Source organism: Brevibacterium sp. CBA3109 (assembly GCF_040256645.1).
GTDB classification, from domain to species: Bacteria; Actinomycetota; Actinomycetes; order Actinomycetales; family Brevibacteriaceae; genus Brevibacterium; species Brevibacterium koreense.
In genome coordinates this window covers 2,374,260-2,392,588 of sequence record NZ_CP158281.1, presented here as the reverse complement: position 1 = coordinate 2,392,588, position 18,329 = coordinate 2,374,260, and the positions used below count along the sequence as shown (strand labels likewise).

General features: G+C 62.7%; 18 protein-coding genes and 1 tRNA gene. 14 read left to right on the top strand and 5 right to left on the bottom strand.

The window, feature by feature from the left end; genetic code table 11:
• Positions 1-28: 28 nt before the first annotated feature.
• From ehuA to AAFP32_RS10950, 4 genes are read right to left on the bottom strand one after another with little or no spacing between them, the layout of a single operon-like run.
• Positions 29-847: an ectoine/hydroxyectoine ABC transporter ATP-binding protein EhuA gene (gene ehuA / locus AAFP32_RS10965; protein WP_350269168.1), complete on the bottom strand. Its 819-nt coding sequence runs from the start codon at positions 845-847 to the stop codon at positions 29-31.
• Complete coding sequence (gene ehuD, locus AAFP32_RS10960) at positions 834-1,493, bottom strand: ectoine/hydroxyectoine ABC transporter permease subunit EhuD (protein WP_350269167.1); 660 nt, start codon at positions 1,491-1,493, stop codon at positions 834-836. The genes ehuA and ehuD overlap by 14 nt, the downstream gene beginning before the upstream one ends.
• Entirely contained in the window at positions 1,490-2,290 is an 801-nt protein-coding gene (locus AAFP32_RS10955; protein ID WP_350269166.1) for an amino acid ABC transporter permease, read from the bottom strand. The genes ehuD and AAFP32_RS10955 overlap by 4 nt, the downstream gene beginning before the upstream one ends.
• Before the next feature lie 24 nt (positions 2,291-2,314).
• Positions 2,315-3,211, bottom strand: a complete 897-nt coding sequence (locus AAFP32_RS10950; RefSeq protein ID WP_350269165.1) for a transporter substrate-binding domain-containing protein — start codon at positions 3,209-3,211, stop codon at positions 2,315-2,317.
• Positions 3,212-3,326: 115 nt separating this feature from the next.
• Here AAFP32_RS10950 and AAFP32_RS10945 point away from each other — a divergent pair, with 115 nt between their 5' ends.
• The 7 genes from AAFP32_RS10945 (at position 3,327) to mutM (ending at position 8,288) form a co-directional block, all read left to right on the top strand.
• Complete coding sequence (locus AAFP32_RS10945) at positions 3,327-4,088, top strand: GntR family transcriptional regulator (protein ID WP_101619687.1); 762 nt, start codon at positions 3,327-3,329, stop codon at positions 4,086-4,088.
• Entirely contained in the window at positions 4,085-4,573 is a 489-nt protein-coding gene (gene coaD, locus AAFP32_RS10940) for a pantetheine-phosphate adenylyltransferase (RefSeq protein ID WP_350269164.1), read from the top strand. Before AAFP32_RS10945 ends, coaD begins: the two co-directional genes overlap by 4 nt.
• A gap of 3 nt (positions 4,574-4,576) precedes the next feature.
• Entirely contained in the window at positions 4,577-5,764 is a 1,188-nt protein-coding gene (locus AAFP32_RS10935) for an MFS transporter (RefSeq protein WP_350269163.1), read from the top strand.
• A gap of 121 nt (positions 5,765-5,885) precedes the next feature.
• Complete coding sequence (locus AAFP32_RS10930) at positions 5,886-6,404, top strand: DUF177 domain-containing protein (protein ID WP_350269162.1); 519 nt, start codon at positions 5,886-5,888, stop codon at positions 6,402-6,404.
• Positions 6,405-6,406: 2 nt separating this feature from the next.
• Entirely contained in the window at positions 6,407-6,610 is a 204-nt protein-coding gene (rpmF, locus tag AAFP32_RS10925) for a 50S ribosomal protein L32 (protein WP_009885115.1), read from the top strand.
• Between the two features lie 3 nt (positions 6,611-6,613).
• The gene (rnc, locus tag AAFP32_RS10920) at positions 6,614-7,318 is read left to right on the top strand and encodes a ribonuclease III (RefSeq protein WP_350269161.1); all 705 of its coding nucleotides are present in this window, start codon (positions 6,614-6,616) and stop codon (positions 7,316-7,318) included.
• Between the two features lie 25 nt (positions 7,319-7,343).
• A complete protein-coding gene (mutM, locus tag AAFP32_RS10915; protein ID WP_350269160.1) occupies positions 7,344-8,288 on the top strand; it encodes a bifunctional DNA-formamidopyrimidine glycosylase/DNA-(apurinic or apyrimidinic site) lyase in 945 nt (314 codons plus the stop codon).
• Between the two features lie 107 nt (positions 8,289-8,395).
• Here the strand turns inward: mutM and AAFP32_RS10910 are convergent.
• Positions 8,396-8,468, bottom strand: a tRNA-Asn gene (locus AAFP32_RS10910).
• A gap of 86 nt (positions 8,469-8,554) precedes the next feature.
• On the opposite strand from AAFP32_RS10910, the gene smc reads away from it, so the two are divergent.
• From smc to AAFP32_RS10875, 7 genes are all read left to right on the top strand, one after another.
• The gene (gene smc / locus AAFP32_RS10905; RefSeq protein WP_350269159.1) at positions 8,555-12,154 is read left to right on the top strand and encodes a chromosome segregation protein SMC; all 3,600 of its coding nucleotides are present in this window, start codon (positions 8,555-8,557) and stop codon (positions 12,152-12,154) included.
• A gap of 199 nt (positions 12,155-12,353) precedes the next feature.
• Complete coding sequence (locus tag AAFP32_RS10900) at positions 12,354-12,755, top strand: hypothetical protein (RefSeq protein WP_009885107.1); 402 nt, start codon at positions 12,354-12,356, stop codon at positions 12,753-12,755.
• A 180-nt stretch (positions 12,756-12,935) separates the two neighbouring features.
• Positions 12,936-14,078, top strand: coding sequence for a signal recognition particle-docking protein FtsY (ftsY, locus tag AAFP32_RS10895; protein WP_350269158.1), 1,143 nt, complete (start codon positions 12,936-12,938; stop codon positions 14,076-14,078).
• Between the two features lie 205 nt (positions 14,079-14,283).
• Entirely contained in the window at positions 14,284-15,504 is a 1,221-nt protein-coding gene (locus AAFP32_RS10890) for an ammonium transporter (protein WP_350269157.1), read from the top strand.
• Positions 15,505-15,760: 256 nt separating this feature from the next.
• A complete protein-coding gene (ffh, locus tag AAFP32_RS10885) occupies positions 15,761-17,377 on the top strand; it encodes a signal recognition particle protein (protein WP_350269156.1) in 1,617 nt (538 codons plus the stop codon).
• A 160-nt stretch (positions 17,378-17,537) separates the two neighbouring features.
• Entirely contained in the window at positions 17,538-17,963 is a 426-nt protein-coding gene (gene rpsP / locus AAFP32_RS10880) for a 30S ribosomal protein S16 (protein ID WP_101619695.1), read from the top strand.
• 1 nt (position 17,964) lies between these two features.
• Positions 17,965-18,195 (top strand): RNA-binding protein, encoded by a 231-nt coding sequence (locus tag AAFP32_RS10875; protein ID WP_009885102.1) that lies wholly within the window; start codon positions 17,965-17,967, stop codon positions 18,193-18,195.
• Positions 18,196-18,329: the final 134 nt, after the last annotated feature.

Sequence of the window (18,329 nt, the reverse complement as noted above, 5' to 3'; positions counted from 1 at the left end):
CCGGTGGGCCATCGCAGTGTTCGTGAGGCTACTGCACGCTGGAGAGGAACGAGCGCGTCCGCTCGTGCTGCGGGTTGTTGAAGAGCTGATCCGGTGGGCCTTCTTCGAGGACCTGGCCGCCGTCGAACATCATCACCCGGTGTGAGACCTCACGGGCGAACTGCATCTCGTGGGTGACCAGAAGCATCGTGATGTCTGTCGTATCCGCGATGTCACGGAGGACTTCGAGCACGTCGCCGACGAGTTCCGGGTCGAGCGCGGAGGTGACCTCGTCGAGGAGGAGTATCTCCGGGCTCATCGCCAACGCTCGTGCGATCGCGACACGCTGCTGCTGACCACCCGAGAGGCGCGAGGGATGCTCATCGGCCTTCTCACCGAGACCCACCTTATCCAAGAGGGCCTTCGCTTCCTTGACTGCCTCACTCTTGGCTTTCCCGAGCACATGGATGGGAGCCTCGATGATGTTCTCCAGCACCGTCATATTGGGGAAGAGGTTGAACTGCTGGAAGACCATACCGATCCGCGTCGTCATGGCACGAGTCGTCTTCGAGGGAAGCTCGACCCGTTTGCCGTTCTTCTCCGTGTGGGTCAGCGGTTTCCCGTCGACGAAGATGTAACCGCCGGTCAGCTCCTCCAAGGTCATGACCAGGCGGAGGATCGTGGTCTTTCCGGAACCGCTGGGCCCGATGAGGGTCACGCGTTCGCCGGGAGCCACGGTGAAGTTGAGGTCCTTGAGGACTGTCGTCTTCCCGAACCGCTTCTCCACGTCCTTGAACTCGATCGCCGGTGTGCCCGAAGTCGAGGGATTCGCAGTCGGAGTTGATGAGGTGTTCTCAGTAGGTGGCAAGGCGTCGGTCCAATCTCTGGATGAGCAATGAGGTCGGGTAGCTGGCGACCAGGAATATGAGCCCGGCCAAGGTGAAGGCTTCCGTATAGGCGAATTTGGCCGCACCGAACTGTTGGGCAGAGGTCACGAGCTCAACGACGGAGATCGCGAACAGGAACGGGGTGTCCTTGAACATCGCGACCGCGTAGTTGCCCAACGACGGGACCGTTGCCCGCAGCGCCTGTGGCAGGACGACGGCGGTGAACTTGCGCATGGGTGGCAGCGACAGTGCCGTCGCGGCTTCGTGCTGGCCAGGCGGCACCGAGTCGATGCCGGCACGGTAGCTTTCGGACATGTACGTCGAATAGTGGATGCCGATGACAATGAAGCCGACGACGAGCGCTGGAATGTTCACCAGGCCGGGGATTCCGGCGAAGATGAAGTAGACGAATATCAGCTGCATGATCAGAGGCGTGTTGCGAACGAATGCAACGAGGAGCCTGACGAGCCAGTTGATCCAGCGTGGCAGGGTCTTGACCGCTACAGCGATGAGGAGGCCGAGGACCGTGGCGATGAGCGTGCCGATGACGGTGGCGATGAGGGTGTTGACGAAGCCTCGCAAGAGGATCGGCAGTGCCTCGAACGCGAATTCCCAATTCCAGATCATAGTGGGCCTCCGTTTCCGAGTGTGCCGGAGTTCGCGCCGCCGCCGGCAGCATTGTGGGAGGCCAGGCGGTCTTGGCGAACCGACTCGCGCGCGTCTCGTCGTGCCGCGCGCCGATCAGCCCGCGAGTTGGGGCGCTTGCGGCCCAGTCGCGCTGTGGCCCTGCGTTCGAGGAAATTCATGAACTCCTGCAGCAGCCAGGCGATGACGAAGTAGATGATGAGTCCGATCGTGAACGAGAAGTACGTGTCGTTCGTCGACTGCCGCAGCTGCCCGATCTTCTCTGTGAGGTCCTGCAGGGTGATGAAGGAGACCACCGCTGTGCCCTTGAGCAGCTGGATGAGCAGGGTCGCCAGTGACGGGATCATCAGCGCCCAACCCTGAGGGAAGATGACGCGAATCATCCTTCGAGTGGGGGAGAGGCTGAGTGCGATCGCGCCCTCCCACTGACCCTTGTCGACGGTCTTGATCGAGGAACGGACCACCTCGGCGGAATAGGCGCCGTAGTTGAGCGCCAGCGCGCCGATGCCGCAGGCCATGGAGTTGAGATCGACTCCGAGGAGGGGGAAGACGTAGAACAGCCAGAACAGCTGCACGAGCAGGGAAGTGCCGCGGAAGAACTCGACAATGATCCGTGCCGGGATGCGCAGCCAAGCGTGGGGCGAGGTCATTGCCAGTCCGAGTGCGATGGCGATGATGACCGCGCCGATCGCACCCCCGACCGTGAGGATGAGCGTTGCCTGAATTCCCTCCCACAGCTGTGGGAGGAAATTCAGCAACGTCGTGAAATTATCCATCATGATTTCTTAGAGCCTGCGCGGAGACTAGGACTGTGCTCCGGGCAGATCGCCCTTGCACAGCTGATCGGTCGTGATCGACCCGTCCGGGCGCTCTTCCTTCGTGAAGCCGTAGTCGCCGACGACGTCGAGGTATTTGTCCTCGTCGCTGACGATCTTCTCGAGCTCCTTGTTCCACGAATCGCGGAGTTCGGTGTCATCGGTGCGGAACACTGTGGCTCCGGCACCGACCTGTGGCACTCCGTCGACTTCCTGAACGAAGGAATCGCTGACCTCGACTCCGGCATCCGGATTGTTCTTCGCCATCCAGTTGAGCGAGATTCCGGTGAGGGCGAAGACGTCTGCGCGGCCCGTGGTGACAGCATCCATGCCGTCCTGTGGGGTGCCGACTTCCTGCGTCTTGATGCCCAGCTCCTTGGCGTAGACAGTGGTCTCAATCGCGCCGCTCATGGTCGCAAGCTTGAGCCCCTTGTCCTTGACGTCCTGCATGTCCTTCATGCCGTCCTGCTTGCCCTCTTTGGTCATCAGAGCAGTGGTGTACATGAATTCGGGATTGCCGAAGGCAGCCTGTTCGCAGCGATCAGGGAGGATCGACATGCCGGCGGAGATCGCGCCGAAACGGTCGGCATTGAGGCCAGGGATCAGTGAGCCGAATTCGGTGTTGACACCTTCGATGTCGTCGACCCCGAGCTCCTTGAATATCTTCTTGGCCATGGCGACGGAGGCTCCCTGGAGCTCACCGTCCTTTTCGAAGCTGTACGGTGCCTCACCCGCGAAGCCGACCGATATCTTGCCGGCATCGATGGCCTTCTGGAGTGTGCTGTTGTCCGAATCGGAATCGGAGTCGCTTCCACCGCAAGCCCCCAGAGTGAGTGTCAGAGCGATGATCGAGGTCGCGGCGGCTAGCCCCTTGATGGCTTTCATAGCTGTCCCTTTCTTAGTACGTCGACACATCTTCGTGGCATGCGTCTCAAGGACACTATTCAATACTTTTGCTGTCCGGATGTCACACTGTCAGACAACGTTATATGATCGTGATATGTCTCAACCCCCGACTTCGGAGCTGCCGGTCCTGCGCAAGGTCATCCGGTCCTCGACGATCGACCTCATCGCCGACCAGATCAGGAACGCCGTCTACAGCGGCTCTCTGGCCCCCGGTCAGTCCATCAACGAGGTGCGCACAGCAGAACTCCTCGTCGTCTCCCGGCCCTCACTGCGGGAGGCACTGCAGCGCCTCGTCAGCGAGGGAGTGATGACCCACGCGCCCGGCCGCGGTGTCTGGGTCAAGCGGATGACGTCTGACGACATCGACGACGTCTATGCGGTTCGAGAAGCCATCGAGGCACAGGCTGTGAAGATCGTCATTCGGGCGGGCAAGCCGGTTGCCCGCATCCACCAGGCGCTGGCCAAGCTTGAGCACGCGATCGAGGAGAACACCGCGCGGGCCATCGGTGACGCTGATCTCGACTTCCATCACTCGATCGTCGCCTGTTCCGGTTCGGTCCGGCTCTCCGACCTGATGAAGGTCTCGATGGTCCACACTCGGCTGCTCTCGCTCTCCGACCCGCGCGGATACGAGGTCAGGTGCGACCTCATCGAGACGCACCGAGAGCTCAATGAGGCGATCGTGGCCGGTGACGAGCCCCTCTCCCTGGCGATCGTGGGCAAGGTCATGACCGGAGCCGCCTCTCGACTGCACAATCCTCTGACGGAGCCCGAGGCTGTCATCGTCAGGGCCGGCGATCACGACGGGCCGGTTGATGACCAGTGGTCGCAGCTGCGGGATACGATGAAGGCATGAAGGTTGTCTGCCCCGGATCCTATGACCCGATCACCATGGGTCATCTCGACGTCATCGCTCGCAGTGCACGTTTGTTCGACGAAGTGGTCGTGGCAGTCGTTCACAATCCCAAGAAGTCCGGTCGCTTCGACCCAGAGGCGCGTGCCGATCTCATCCGCCGCTGCCTGGACGAGGACGAGCGGACCCGAGGAGCAGAGAACGTCACTATCGACACGGTCGCCGGGGGGCTCCTCGTCGACTACTGCACCTCGATCGGCGCCCCTGCGGTGGTCAAGGGGCTGCGCTCAGGCACGGATTTCGCCTACGAGCTTCCGATGGCGCTGATGAACAAGCACCTGAGTGAGCTCGAGACGATCTTCGTGCCCGGCAACCCCGAGTACGAGCACGTCTCCTCCTCGCTCATCAAGGAAGTCCACGCAGGAGGGGGAGACATCACGGGTCTGGTGCCGAGTGCGGTGCTGACCGCGCTGAACGCAGCGCACTGAGGCATGCCTCTTCCTGCTTCCTCACCCCGGGGATGGTTCCTCGGTCTGATCTTCCACACCGTGATCGCGCACGCGACGTACAACGGCGTGCGCGTCCTCATCTCCTACCGGACTCTGGAATTGGGCGGCAGCGGTGTCGTCCTCGGGCTCATGACCGCCTGCTACTCGCTCGTCCCGCTGCTGACTGCACTCCTCATTGGTCGGCTCGTCGACCGCGGCTATGCCACCGCTGTGCTGTGGACGGGAACCATGCTGTCGATCGTGCCCGTCGGGCTCGCTGCGATCGCGCCCAACCTGGGCGTGCTCCTCATTGCCACCATGTGCCTGGGGCTGGGACAGCTGCTGACCACCGTTGCGTCGCAGGCCCTGATCCCGCAGAGCTTCCCCGCCTCGGCGCTGACGGCGAAGTTCGGCTACCTCACCCTCGGCGTCTCGATCGGGCAGACTATCGGTCTGCCCGTGGCCGGTGCCATCGCCGGCGCGACGGATGGTGCGCCGGCGATCGTCAACGCGCTGTGGTTCATGACCGCGGTCTCTGCGCTGACGCTGGTCGCGGCAGCCATCGTCATGCTCCGCGGACGGACCCCTCACGTCTCCCGCGCCGAGGCGGCCAAGGACGCCCGTACGCCCTGGTCTCTGCTCTCAATTCGGGGAATGAAGCCCGCGATCCTTGCCTCCATGACCACGCTGGCCGCGGTCGACCTGATGACGGCCTATCTGCCGCTCATCGGTCAGCAGAACGGACTGTCGGTGACGACTGTGACCTGGCTGCTGACCCTGCGCACACTGGCCTCGGTGATCTCGCGACTCATCATCGGTGTTCTCACACGCAAATGGCACAATCTTTCGCTGCTGTGGACCGCCTCGGCGACGGCCGGCGTCTGCATTGTTCTGATCCCGGTCTTCACCCAGCCGTGGATGCTGGCGATCCTGCTGCTCCTGGCGGGATTCTGCTTCGGACTCACCCAGCCGCTGACGATGACCTGGGTCTCGACCTTGTCGGACCCGGCCAACCGGGCCGCAGTTCTGTCGATCCGCCTTGCCGGCAATCGACTCAGCCAGGTGGCGATCCCCTCGGTGGCAGCCCTGCTCACCTTGATCGCACCGTCGGGCATCGTCTTCACGATCTCCGGGGCATTGCTGTTGGCCGCCGGCGGGGTGACGCTGCGCAATCAGCACGAGAAGTGGTGACCGGGAACACCCGCGCATCCTCGGGGGCTCGATTGGCAATGACCGTCGATGATGACTAGAATGGTGACTCGCGTGTGAACGCAGGAGTAAGCATCCTCAATCACGAAAAGGAGGAGTGAGCATGAAGAAACAGTCTGAGTTCGTCTACGATCTCAGGTCGATGGGATTGCTCGGTCACCCTGGTGAATGGGAACGGGTGAACACCACCCTGTCTGCTCCGGCGGATCTCAAGATCGAAGTGATCGGGGTCGCAGAAGGTTCACCATTGACACTCGAGCTGATGTTCGAAAGCGTGTCGGAGGGAATCTACGTGTCGGGCACAGTCTCGGCCACGGCCCGCGGTGAAGATGTGAGGACTCTCGACGAAATCGAGTTGCCTATAGATGTCGACATCCAGGAGATGTATGTCTATGAGCAGGCCGATGGCGACGAGGATTCCTACCTCATCAACCGCGATCAGCTCGACCTCGAGCCCGTGATCAGAGACGCTGTTGTCATGGCTCTGCCCTTCAGTCCCTCACAGGACCGGAGCGAAGAGTTCAGCTTCACCCTGGGTGAGGACCTTGAGGTCGACGACAGTGAATCGGATTCGCCGTTCGCATCATTGAAGAGTTTGTTGGATGAGAAGAAAGAGAGCTAGACGTGGCTGTTCCAAAGCGTAAATTGTCGCGCAGCAACACCCGCCACCGTCGTTCGCAGTGGAAGGCACAGGCTCCTAGCCTGGTCAAGACTGTGGAGAACGGTCGCGTTGTGTACTCGCGCCCTCACCAGGCCAAAGTTGTCGAAGACGCAGCCGGCACCCCGCTGTTCCTTGAATACAAGGGACGCAAGGTCGCTGACGTCTGACCTGTGGACACTGACACCACAGCAGAACTGCAGAAGAGTCTCGGGATCGATATTGATCCCGAGACTTTTCGTCTCGCCTTAACCCACCGCTCCTTCGCCTTCGAAGCAGGTGGGATCCCCACGAACGAGCGCCTCGAATTCCTCGGTGACTCCGTCCTGGGTCTCGTGGCCACCGAGTCGCTGTACTACGACAACCCGGATCTGGCCGAAGGATCACTGGCCAAGATGCGCTCCGCCGTGGTCAACACCCGAGCACTGGCGTCCATCGCGCGCAAACACCAGATCGGACCTCACATCCTTCTGGGCAAGGGCGAAGAGCTCACCGGTGGTCGCAACAAGGACTCGATCCTCGCCGACACCGTCGAAGCCCTCATCGGCGCGACCTTCGTCGCACGCGGACGCGAAGAGGCCTTCGCCTTCGTCCACAGCCTCATCGACGGGATGCTGAGCGACGCCGTGAATCTCGGTGCCGGGATGGACTACAAGACCACCCTGCAGGAAGCAGCGGCCGACCTGGATCTGGGGGCCGTGAGCTACGAGATCGTCTCCTCGGGACCCGACCATGCCATGGTCTTCACCGCCACCGCGCTGCTGGGCGCCAACGGTTGGGGCAGCGGCGACGGTTCCTCGAAGAAGAACGCCGAAGCAGCAGCCGCGGAAGTCGCCGTTAAGGCCATCCGCACCATCTACCCGGACTACACGCGCTGAATAGTCTCATGCTGAGGTGTTTCTGATGCCCGAGCTTCCAGAGGTCGAAAGTGTGCGCCTCGGCGTCCATGAATGGACTGCCGGGGCCACGATTACCGGCGCCGAGGTGATCGACCCCCGAATACTCGGCACGACGTCCCAGCGTCGCATCGACGCTTCCGCAGCCGACGGGTTCGTCGCCGCCGTGACAGGTAGGCGCATCATCGGTGCCGAACGTCGCGGGAAATTCATGTGGCTGACGCTGGGGGAGACCCCTGCATTGGATCAACTTGGCGGTCATGAGGCGCCCGACCTCAGTCTTCTTATTCACCTGGGCATGAGCGGGCAACTGCGCGTACATCAACCCTGTGACGAGATCCATCGCCATACGCGTGCGATCCTGAGGCTTCAGCGCGGCGGGGCGCAATCGGGCCCGGCTCACGAACCCTACGAACTGCGGTTCATCGACCAGCGGATCTTCGGCCATCTGGGCGTACAGCCATTGATCCATGCCTCCGGGCGACTGGTGCCCGCCTCGGCGAATCACATCGCCGCTGATCCCTTGGAAGCGGCATTCGAACCGGGTCTCACCATCACTGCGCTGGCGAAGAAGCGGACGGCGCTGAAGTCCGCGCTGCTCGACCAGACCCTGATCAGCGGCATCGGCAACATCTATGCCGACGAGGCACTCTTCCGGGCCGGCATCCACCCGCTGGCGATTCCCGCCCGCACACGTCAGTCGCGCTTGGCCGCCGTCCTCGAGTCAGCGACGCGGGTCATGAGCGATGCCCTTCAGGCCGGGGGAACGAGCTTCGACGCGCTCTATGTCAACGTCAACGGTGAATCGGGCTATTTCGACCGGGCACTGCTCGTTTACGGACGTGGACGCCAGGAATGCGTGCGCTGCGGGACCGAGATTGAAAAGATGACGATCGGCGGCCGCACCAGTCACTTCTGCCCGAACTGCCAGAAGCCGCCGCGCTATCGCTGAGGGACTGCACACCCTTCACGAGGTTGTCTGCGGTCGAGAGATCGAGGTGAGGGCTATGCCCGGGCAAAGCAGAGGGCCCCGTCGCGAACGACGAGGCCCTTCCCTTGCTCCCCCGGCTGGGCTCGAACCAGCGACCCTTCGATTAACAGTCGAATGCTCTGCCAACTGAGCTACGGAGGAACGGCGCTTAAATCAGCGCACGAGGAGACACTCTATCAAAAGAATCGAGACTTGCAGGTACGCACCCGAGATATGCTGGGTGGACAATGCATCTCAAAAGCCTGACCCTGCGAGGATTCAAGTCCTTTGCCTCGGCGACGACTCTCAGATTCGAGCCGGGCATCACCTGCGTTGTCGGCCCCAACGGCTCCGGCAAGTCCAACGTCGTCGACGCGCTGTCCTGGGTGATGGGAGAACAGGGTGCGAAGAATCTGCGCGGCGGCAAGATGGACGACGTCATCTTCGCCGGAACCTCGAAACGACAGGCATTGGGCCGCGCCGAGGTGGCCCTGACCATCGACAACACCGACGGAGCCATTCCCGTCGACTACACCGAGGTCACGATCTCCCGCACACTCTTCCGCACAGGGGGAAGCGAATACGCCGTGAATGGGACACCGGCGCGTCTCCTCGACATCCAGGAACTGCTCAACGACTCGGGCCTGGGCAAGGAGATGCACGTCATCGTGGGGCAGGGGCGTCTCGATGCGATTCTGCACGCCGACCCGATCGAACGCCGCAGTTTCATCGAAGAGGCCGCCGGCGTCCTCAAGCACCGCAGACGCAAGGACAAGGCGGTCCGCAAACTCACGGGTCTGCAGACGAACCTTGATCGTCTGTCGGATCTGCGGACCGAACTCAACCGACAGCTGGGCCCCTTGGGGCGTCAGGCCGAGGCCGCGCAGAAGGCCGCCACAGTCCAAGCCACACTGCGCGATTCCACGGCCAGGCTTCTGGCCGATGACACCGTGCGCCTGCAGGCCTCGTTGGCCTCCACCTCCAGCACTGGGAGCGATGACGGCGGTGATCGCATCGGCGACCTCGAACATCGCCGGGCTCGCACAGAGCAGCGGCTGCAGGAGATTGAGACCCGGCTGGCCGCGCTCGATGCCGAGCTTGAGGACCTGCGCACGGCTGAATCCCGAACCCAGACCCAGATCGTGCGTGCCAAAGGGATCGCCCAGCGCGCCGACGACAAGCGCTCACACCTGCTCTCCGAGGTTGCGAGCCTGGGCCGACGAGACACGAAGTCGCCGGAAGAGCTGAGGTCCCAAGCGGAGCACCACAAGGCCGAGCTTCGCACGGCGGAGGAAGCGGTGGAGGAGTCCGCGACAGCACTGGATCACAGCCAGATGCGCAAAGAAGAACTCGCTCTGGCGCTGAAGAAGGCCGAAGACGAGGTCAAAGCGACTCAGCTGGCCATCACAGAGGCGATCAAGAACAGGTCGGCACTGCAGTCGAAGAGTTCCCAGGCGCGTGAGCGCATCAGCGACCTCACCTCCCGAATCGAATCCAACCGGGCAGAGATCGCCACCGCCTCCACCCGCATCGCCGAACGCAGCGAGGAACTGAGCACCGCTGAGGCTGCCATCGAGGGAGTAGAGGCAGGAGAGAGCGAACTCGACACGAAATACGAATCCGCCAGGGATGCCCAGACCACGCTGGAGACCGAACTCGAAGGGCTCCGTGCGCAGAAGGCGCAGACCGCCTCCGAACTGGCTTCGGCAGAGGCTCGGGCGGAGGCGCTGTCTCTCGGTACCGCCTTGGAAGCCGACCTCGAAGACATCGTCAACGCCGATCTGCCGGGTGTCGGCTCCGCCGTGACTGAACGGCTGAGCGTGGCCAACGGGTTCGAAATGGCCGTGGCGGCAGCCCTGTCGAACACGGTCTCCGGTGTGCTCGTCGACTCCGCTCAGGTGGCACTGACCGTCCTCGACCACCTCGGCGAAGACACCAATGTCCACCTCACGATCCCTGCAGGGGCGAGGGCCGGTGCGAGCACAGCCGCCGGTGCAGGCCAGGGGAAGGGCGCGAATCAGGCGAGTGGAGCAGACTCTGAGACACAGGCACTGCCCAGGCTGAGTGGGACTGGCGATGGCGAACCGTTCGTGCGGTGGCTGACCGACGTGGTCAGCAGCGATGTCCCGGAACTGACCGAACTTCTCAACTCTGCACTGGTCTCGGTCGTGTGCGTCGACGACGCTGCCGGCGGGCTGTCCATCATCGACTCCCATCCCGAACTCACGGTGGTCACCCTCGGCGGTGAGATCCTCACCGCGACACGGGTCAGCAGGGCCCGCACAGCCTCGGGCACCCGCCTGGCCTCACAGACCGCGCTTGAGGAGACCCGCTCGGCTATCACCGAACTGGATAAGACCCGCACCCGAATCGAGGCGGACATCGCCCAGATCGAGGCGAAGCTGGCCGCGGCGAAGACAGCGGCGGCCGCAGCCCTCGAGGAACTGCACTCCTCGGACGCGGCGATCATGGCTGCAGGGGAAGAGGTCTCGCGAATCACGGGCGACATCACCACCGCCCAGACCCGCCTGCAACGGGCCAAGGACAACGAGGTGGAGCTCGCGACACGACTGGAGTCTGCCGAACGCGAGGCCCGCACGGCCGAAGCTGCACTCGCCGGGGCAGACGACGTCGAAGAGGTCGTCGACACCTCCGACCGGGATGAGCTGAGCCGGCAGGTGTCCCAGTCCTCTGAAGACGTCATCGAAACCAGGATCAGCCACAAGGCGGCCACTGACCGGGCACGGTTCCTCTCAGACCGGGTTGACTCCCTGCTTCGCCAGGCGGCGGCAGAGGAGACCGCGCGCGAGCAGACCCAGCGGACGATCTCACGTAAGAACAGGTCAGCCGCTTCGGCGCTGCTCATCGTCGACACTGCAGGCAACGCGGCGTCGGCTGCGGAGACGACGGTGACCGAACTCGGCTCCCAGATTCAGGTCCTCGTCGACGAGCGCGGGCAGCTGCGGGAGGAGAAGGGCCACCTCGGCGAGGAGCTGGGCACCACGCGCACAGAACTGCAGCGGCTCAAGGACGCTGCAGCCGAAGCCGAACTCGCACAGGAGCGGTTCCGACTAAAACTCGAAGAGATCGAGAACCGGGCAGGGGAGGAGACCGGACTCGGACTCGAACGACTGGTCGAGCTCTACGGTCCTCATCTTCCGGTCCCTGCCTTCGACGAAGGCGAGGAGGAGCGCCCCTATGTGCGGGCCGAGGTTGAGAAGCGGCACAAGCAGGCAACCGCTGCCCTCAAGCGCATCGGCACGGTCAATCCTCTGGCACTCGAGGAGTACGAAGCGCTCAAGGAAAGACACCAGTTCCTTGAGAAGCAGATCACCGACATCGAGTCCTCGAGGAAGGACCTGATGACACTCGTCGATGAGGTCGACCGGCACGTCGAACGGGTCTTCGCCGAGGCCTATGCGGACACCGCGCGGGAGTTCGAAGACATCTTCTCCCGCCTGTTCCCCGGCGGTGAGGGCTCTCTGAGCCTGACCGATCCCAACGACATGCTGACGACCGGCGTCGACGTCCACGCCCGGCCTGCAGGCAAGAAGGTCAAACGGCTGTCCCTGCTCTCCGGCGGTGAGAGGTCACTGGTCGCCGTTGCCATGCTGGTGGCGATCTTCAAAGCCCGGCCCAGTCCGTTCTACGTCATGGACGAGGTCGAGGCTGCACTCGACGATCTCAACCTGTCCCGCCTGCTGACCGTGTTCGAGGAGCTGCAGGACTCGTCTCAGCTCATCGTCATCACCCACCAGAAGCGAACAATGGAGATCGCCGACGCGCTCTACGGGGTGACGATGCACGGAGATGGTGTGTCCAAGGTCATTTCGCAGCGGATCCCATGAGCGGCAACCGTGGGCGAAAGGCCGATTCGGCAGAGTTGCCCAGGGGAGTCCCAGGGAATTCTCCAGCAGGCACACGACCCCTGAGCGCAAATGTCGTAGGTGCAGACGATAGACTTGAGGACAGGGAAGCATTGTCGAAAAGCTTGAGGAGCGGGACGTCCATGGCCGAGTCGGCGCAATCACGAGGTGACTCGCGAGCATGAATGCAGTACTCGTCGTCATCGTCGGACTCGCCGTATCGTTCGCCCTGGCCCTCATCGTCGTACTCCTCGTCGCACTGCCGGGGCTGAGGGCTGAAGGTCGCCTGAAGTACTCTTCCGATGTGCAGCGGTTTCGACTGCCGGGGCAATGGACCGGATACGACGATGAGGTCCACGAATTCTTCGGACATGATGACGGCACCTCCCATCTGGCGACTCGGGAACAGGCTGCCGTCACCGCGATCCGGGACCATTCCTATGTCCTCAGGCCGCAGCCGCGCCGGCACGCCGCGCCCTCACTGCTGACAGTGAGGCCGCGCACCCGTCATTGGAAGATCCCTGAATCCGGCACAGGGTGGAGAACCACAGCCGGTCTGCTCTTCGGCAGCCGAGGTTCCTGACCGGAGTACACGACACCATCACACGCGCCCCGAGACAGCGGGGTGCTCGGGTGCGGGCCAAAGGAACGCGACAACGGTCTCGAGCCGATGCGCGCAACACGACCGGCACAGCACCCTTGACCGGCGGTCGCCGCGTGAGAGCGTGGGGCCAGCGAAGGTAAACAAAGGAGGATGCACGTCATGGATCAGCCGATCGTATTGCTCATCGTCGCAGCCATCGTCTTCATTCTGGTCGTCGGGCTGGGCTTCACCCTGCGCGTCAACGCCAAGAGGAAGGGGCTGCGCGACAAACGCAGCATCGACGCCGATGTCACCGGCGAGCTCAAGATCGACGACATCTCGGAGGCTGTCGCCAAGGAGAAGGACGCCACCCGTGGCTCCGAAGTTCCCACCGAACCTGCGAACCGACTCGTTCGCCTGCGTGAGCGCCTCGCAAAGTCCAACTCCGGCCTCGGGCGCGGACTGCTCAGCCTCCTGTCTCGTGAGACCCTCGACGAATCGACGTGGGAGGAGATCGAAGACACTCTCATCCTCGCCGATGTCGGAGTCGATCCGACCACTGAACTCGTCGACAGACTGCGCGAACGCGTCAAGGTCCTCGGTACCCGTGAGCCAGAAGAGGTCAGGGGGCTGCTCCGCGAGGAACTCATCAAACTCGTCGATCCCTCCATGGATCGTGAACTGGCCACCACAGGCACCGGCGGCGATCCGGCCGTGATGCTCGTCGTCGGAGTCAACGGCGCCGGCAAGACGACGACCGTGGGCAAGATCGCCCGTGTGCTCGTCGCTGAAGACCAGAGTGTGCTGTTGGGCGCTGCCGACACGTTCCGCGCCGCCGCCGCCGAACAGCTGTCCACCTGGGGCGGCCGTGTCGGTGTGGAAACCGTCCGTGGCGAGGAGGGGGCCGACCCCGCTTCTGTGGCCTACTCGGCCGTCGAGCGCGGCAAGGAAGACGGCACTGACGTCGTGCTCATCGACACCGCCGGACGCCTGCAGAACAAGATCGGCCTGATGGACGAACTCGGCAAGGTCAAGCGTGTGGCCACACGCCCCCTGGGTGAGGGGCACGAGATCGACGAGGTGCTCCTGGTCCTCGACGCCACGACTGGGCAGAACGGAATGCAGCAGGCCAAGGTCTTCGCCGAGGCGGTCAACATCACCGGCATCGTGCTGACCAAGCTCGACGGCACTGCCAAGGGCGGAATCGTCGTCGCCGTCCAACGCGAGCTCGGAGTTCCTGTCAAGCTCATCGGCCTCGGTGAGGGTGCCGACGATCTGGCTCCGTTCACCGCCGAAGGATTCGTCGACGCGCTCCTCGACTGAATCCGTCTCGTCGACGCGCTCCTCGACTGAATCCGTCTCCTCGCGGAACAACCTAGTATTTCCGCGGGGAATGCCGCAGTATTTCAATGTGAGAGCGCCTGTGTCATATGCTGGAAACATGATCGACTCACTGGTGTGACATTCGTCATGGACACTGTCGCTGTTCGGTTCTAATCGGAGCCGTCAGAGACGTGAAAGAGACGACATGGAACTCGACGCAGTGAATGTTTGGATGATGGTCGCGGCCGGTCTGGTCCTGCTCATGACCCCCGGTGTGGCCTTCTTCTACGGCGGCATGACCCGAATCACCTCGAGCATCAACATGATGATGATGGTGTTCTCGGCAATGGCGATGGGCGGGCTCGTCTGGGTCCTCTTCGGATACGGACTGAGCTCCGGAGACTCCGTGCTGGGGATCTTCGGCAATCCGCTGTCCCAGATCGGCCTCTCCGACACAGTCGCCCACGAACCCGAAGCTCTCATCTCCATCGGCTACGGATCCACCTTCGCGATGATCGCGATCGCACTCATTGCCGGTGCTGTCGCTGATCGGGCGAAGTTCTCCACCTGGCTGGTCTTCGCGGGGCTGTGGGTCTCCTTGGTGTACTGCCCTCTGGCCTTCATGGTCTGGGGCGACGGGCTGCTCAGCGAGTCGGGTGTGATCGGCAGCGCCTTCGGGCCCGCAATCGACTTCGCCGGCGGAACTGTCGTACATATCAACGCGGGAATCTCCGCTCTCGTGCTCGTCGTCGTCATGGGCCGCCGAGCCCGCTATTCGACACCGCACAAACCCCACAACATTCCGATCACAGTTCTCGGTGCGGCGCTGCTGTGGTTCGGCTGGTTCGGATTCAACGGGGGAGCCGCCTCGACGATCGAACAGGCCGGACTGATCTGGGTCAACACCCTGGCCGCCCCTGCCGCCGGAATGATCACCTGGATCGCAATCGAGCGGATCCGGGCGACTCGACCCAGCAGCATCGGCAGCGTCTCCGGCGCGATCGCCGGTCTCGTGGCCATCACCCCCGCCTGTGCGAACGTCGAACCGTACGCAGCGATCATCATCGGAATTGCGGCGGGCGCAGGAGCCGTGATCGCTGTGGAGGCGAAGAACCGCCTCCGCTACGACGATGCTCTCGACGTCGTCGGCGTCCACCTCGTCGCCGGTGTCATCGGCACTGTGATGATCGGACTCTTCGCGGTCCCGAGTGCGGACTCGGCCGCCGGCCTCTTCCACGGTGGAGGACTCGGGCTCCTCGTGTCGCAGATCGTGGCCACGGTCGTGGCCCTGATCTACGCCGGAGGCGTGACCCTGGTGATCGCTCTGGTCCTGCGGAAGACCATGGGGCTGCGCATCGATCCCAAAGACGAGCTGGCGGGCATCGATGCCTTCGAACACGCGGAGCAGGCCTACTCGTTCCGCTGAATCCCGAAACCTCCCGCCAGGGGGCCGGCCGGTCTCTCCGGCCGCCTCGGTGAGGGGAAGTGGGTGAGCGTACTCACCGATCGCCTCGGTGGGGTGGAAGCAGCCACTCCACCGAGGCGATCGGTCATCTGAGGCCCATCGGCAGGTTCTGGGATGAGACGGTTGTGGGCGCATTCCCAGCTGCGTCGGTTTCAGTCGGACACTGGTGAGTTGTTAGGCTAAGGAGTCGACCAATTATCGTGAAGAAGGCTTGTACGTGTTTAATTCTCTTTCCGACAGGCTCACCGCGACGTTCAAGAACTTGCGCGGCAAGGGCCGGCTGTCCGAAGCCGATGTGGATGCCACCATCCGCGAGATCCGGCGCGCACTGCTGGACGCCGATGTCGCCCTGCCAGTCGTCCGTGCATTCACCGGACGCATTCGCGATAGGGCGCTGTCCGAAGAGGTCTCGGGTGCACTGAACCCGGGCCAACAGGTCGTCAAGGTCGTCAATGATGAACTGGTCGGCATCCTCGGCGGTGAGACCCGTCGCCTGAACTATGCGAAACGCCCACCCACTGTCATCATGCTCGCTGGCCTGCAGGGTGCAGGTAAGACCACGTTGGCCGGAAAACTTGCCTACTGGCTGAAGTCCGAAGGCCACCGCCCGATGCTCGTCGCGGCGGACTTGCAGCGTCCGAACGCAGTGAATCAGCTCGAAATCGTCGGAGAGCGTGCAGGCGCCTTCGTCTATGCACCAGAACCCGGCAATGGCGTCGGCGACCCGGTGCAGGTGGCCACCGACTCCCTCGAGGTCGCTAAGTCGAAGCTCCACGATGTCGTCATCGTCGACACCGCCGGTCGTCTCGGCATCGACGAAGAGCTCATGGCGCAGGCCGCTGACATCCGCACGGCTGTCAACCCCGATGAGGTTCTGTTCGTCATCGACGCGATGATCGGTCAGGACGCGGTGAAGACCGCTCAGGCGTTCCTCGAAGGCGTTGACTTCACCGGTGTCGTGCTCTCGAAGCTCGATGGTGACTCACGTGGTGGTGCCGCGCTGTCCGTCGCCGAGGTGACCGGAAAGCCCATCATGTTCGCATCGACCGGTGAGTCGATGAAGGAGTTCGAACAGTTCCATCCCGACCGGATGGCTGACCGAATCCTCGACATGGGTGACATCCTCACCCTCATCGAACAGGCTGAGAAGAACTTCGATGAGAAGGAGACTGCGAAGCTCCAGAAGAAGGTCGAAGCCGGTGAGGACTTCGATCTCAACGACTTCCTGACTCAGATGTCGGGCCTGAAGAAGATGGGCTCGATGAAGAAGATGCTGGGCATGATGCCCGGCATGAGCCAGTACAAGGATCAGCTGGAGAACTTCGACGAACGCGAAGTCGACCGCGTCGAAGCCATTGTGAGATCGATGACTCCGGCGGAACGCACCAACCCGAAGATCCTCAACGGATCACGCCGGGCGCGCATCGCCAAGGGAGCCGGCACCACTGTGACCGCGGTCAACCAGCTGATGGAACGATTCACTCAGGCGCAGAAGATGATGCGCGGAATGACTCGTGGCGGCGGTATGCCCGGAATGGGTGGAGGCGGCGGCATGCCGGGCATGGGCGGTATGCCTGGAATGGGCTCAATGCCCGGCGGCGGCGCGAACCGCAAGAAGAAGGCCGTGACCAAGAAGAAGGGCCGCAAGGGCGGTCAGTCGGGCAACCCCGCCAAGCGGGCACAGCAGGCTCAGGCACTGGAGGACAAGAAGTCCGGCAAGACGAAGGACCCAGTCGGCTCGGCCTTCGGTGGAGTCGATCTCGACGGTGAAGACGAGTTCGATATGAAGAATCTGCCGAAGGGCTTCGGCGGGATGTTCCCAGGTGGAAAGTAGTAGGGCTTTCTGGCACAATTGAGTCTTGTACTTTTGCTTCCGACGTGGGCCCTCTCTTCCGCGTTGAGGCGATAGTCCAGGTCACAGACTCCGCTAGGTCAACCCCACGATTCTTCTGGAATCTCTGTGCAACAAAAAGACAAAAGGAGACACCACTAAAGTGGCAGTCAAAATTCGCTTGACCCGCATGGGCAAAATCCGTGCACCGCACTACCGCGTCGTCGTGGCCGATTCGCGCACACGTCGCGATGGTAAGGCCATCGAACAGATCGGCATCTACCATCCGACCCGCAACCCTTCGGTCATCGAGATCGACTCAGAGCGTGCGCAGCACTGGCTCTCCGTCGGTGCTCAGCCGACCGATCAGGTTCGCACCCTGCTGAAGCTCACCGGCGACTGGCAGAAGCACACCGGCATCGGCGAAGCAGTGAACACTGTGAAGCCGCAGCCGGAGAAGGAAGCCTACGTGGCTCCCACTGCCGGATCGGTGATCAAGGAGGCTATCACTCCTAAGGGCTCGGACAAGGCTGCTGAGCCTGCTGAGGAAGCAGCTCCTGCTGCTTCCGAAGAGAGCGCTGAAGCCTGACATGTTGGCTGATTCGCTCGAACACCTGGTCCGCGGCATCGTCGATCATCCAGACGATGTTGCTGTTCGATCCCGCTCGTCACAGCGCGGGACCACGCTCGAGGTTCGGGTTCACCCGGAAGACCTCGGTCGTGTCATCGGTCGCGCTGGAAGAACCGCAAAGGCTCTGCGCACCGTGATCAACTCTCTTGCCGGCCGTGAGTCGGTGCGAGTGGACCTCATCGAGGCGTAACACCTTCATCAGGAATGGGGGACGCGGCGTGTCATCGCCGCGTCCCCCTTTCCTGTATTCACTGATCTGCCTGTATTCACTGTTCTGTTGGTGACGAAGGACGCTGTCATCCGGATGCGGCGCAGATATAACCG

Bases quoted from the DNA above. Each gene is read 5' to 3' on its own strand.
- ftsY (WP_350269158.1), top strand. From the start codon at position 12,936: ATGGATCAGCCGATCGTATTGCTCATCGTCGCAGCCATCGTCTTCATT.
- AAFP32_RS10955 (WP_350269166.1), bottom strand. From the start codon at position 2,290: ATGATGGATAATTTCACGACGTTGCTGAATTTCCTCCCACAGCTGTGG.
- AAFP32_RS10945 (WP_101619687.1), top strand. From the start codon at position 3,327: ATGTCTCAACCCCCGACTTCGGAGCTGCCGGTCCTGCGCAAGGTCATC.
- ehuD (WP_350269167.1), bottom strand. From the start codon at position 1,493: ATGATCTGGAATTGGGAATTCGCGTTCGAGGCACTGCCGATCCTCTTG.
- coaD (WP_350269164.1), top strand. From the start codon at position 4,085: ATGAAGGTTGTCTGCCCCGGATCCTATGACCCGATCACCATGGGTCAT.
- AAFP32_RS10950 (WP_350269165.1), bottom strand. From the start codon at position 3,211: ATGAAAGCCATCAAGGGGCTAGCCGCCGCGACCTCGATCATCGCTCTG.
- AAFP32_RS10875 (WP_009885102.1), top strand. From the start codon at position 17,965: ATGTTGGCTGATTCGCTCGAACACCTGGTCCGCGGCATCGTCGATCAT.
- AAFP32_RS10890 (WP_350269157.1), top strand. From the start codon at position 14,284: ATGGAACTCGACGCAGTGAATGTTTGGATGATGGTCGCGGCCGGTCTG.
- AAFP32_RS10935 (WP_350269163.1), top strand. From the start codon at position 4,577: ATGCCTCTTCCTGCTTCCTCACCCCGGGGATGGTTCCTCGGTCTGATC.
- AAFP32_RS10900 (WP_009885107.1), top strand. From the start codon at position 12,354: ATGAATGCAGTACTCGTCGTCATCGTCGGACTCGCCGTATCGTTCGCC.
- smc (WP_350269159.1), top strand. From the start codon at position 8,555: ATGCATCTCAAAAGCCTGACCCTGCGAGGATTCAAGTCCTTTGCCTCG.
- AAFP32_RS10930 (WP_350269162.1), top strand. From the start codon at position 5,886: ATGAAGAAACAGTCTGAGTTCGTCTACGATCTCAGGTCGATGGGATTG.
- mutM (WP_350269160.1), top strand. From the start codon at position 7,344: ATGCCCGAGCTTCCAGAGGTCGAAAGTGTGCGCCTCGGCGTCCATGAA.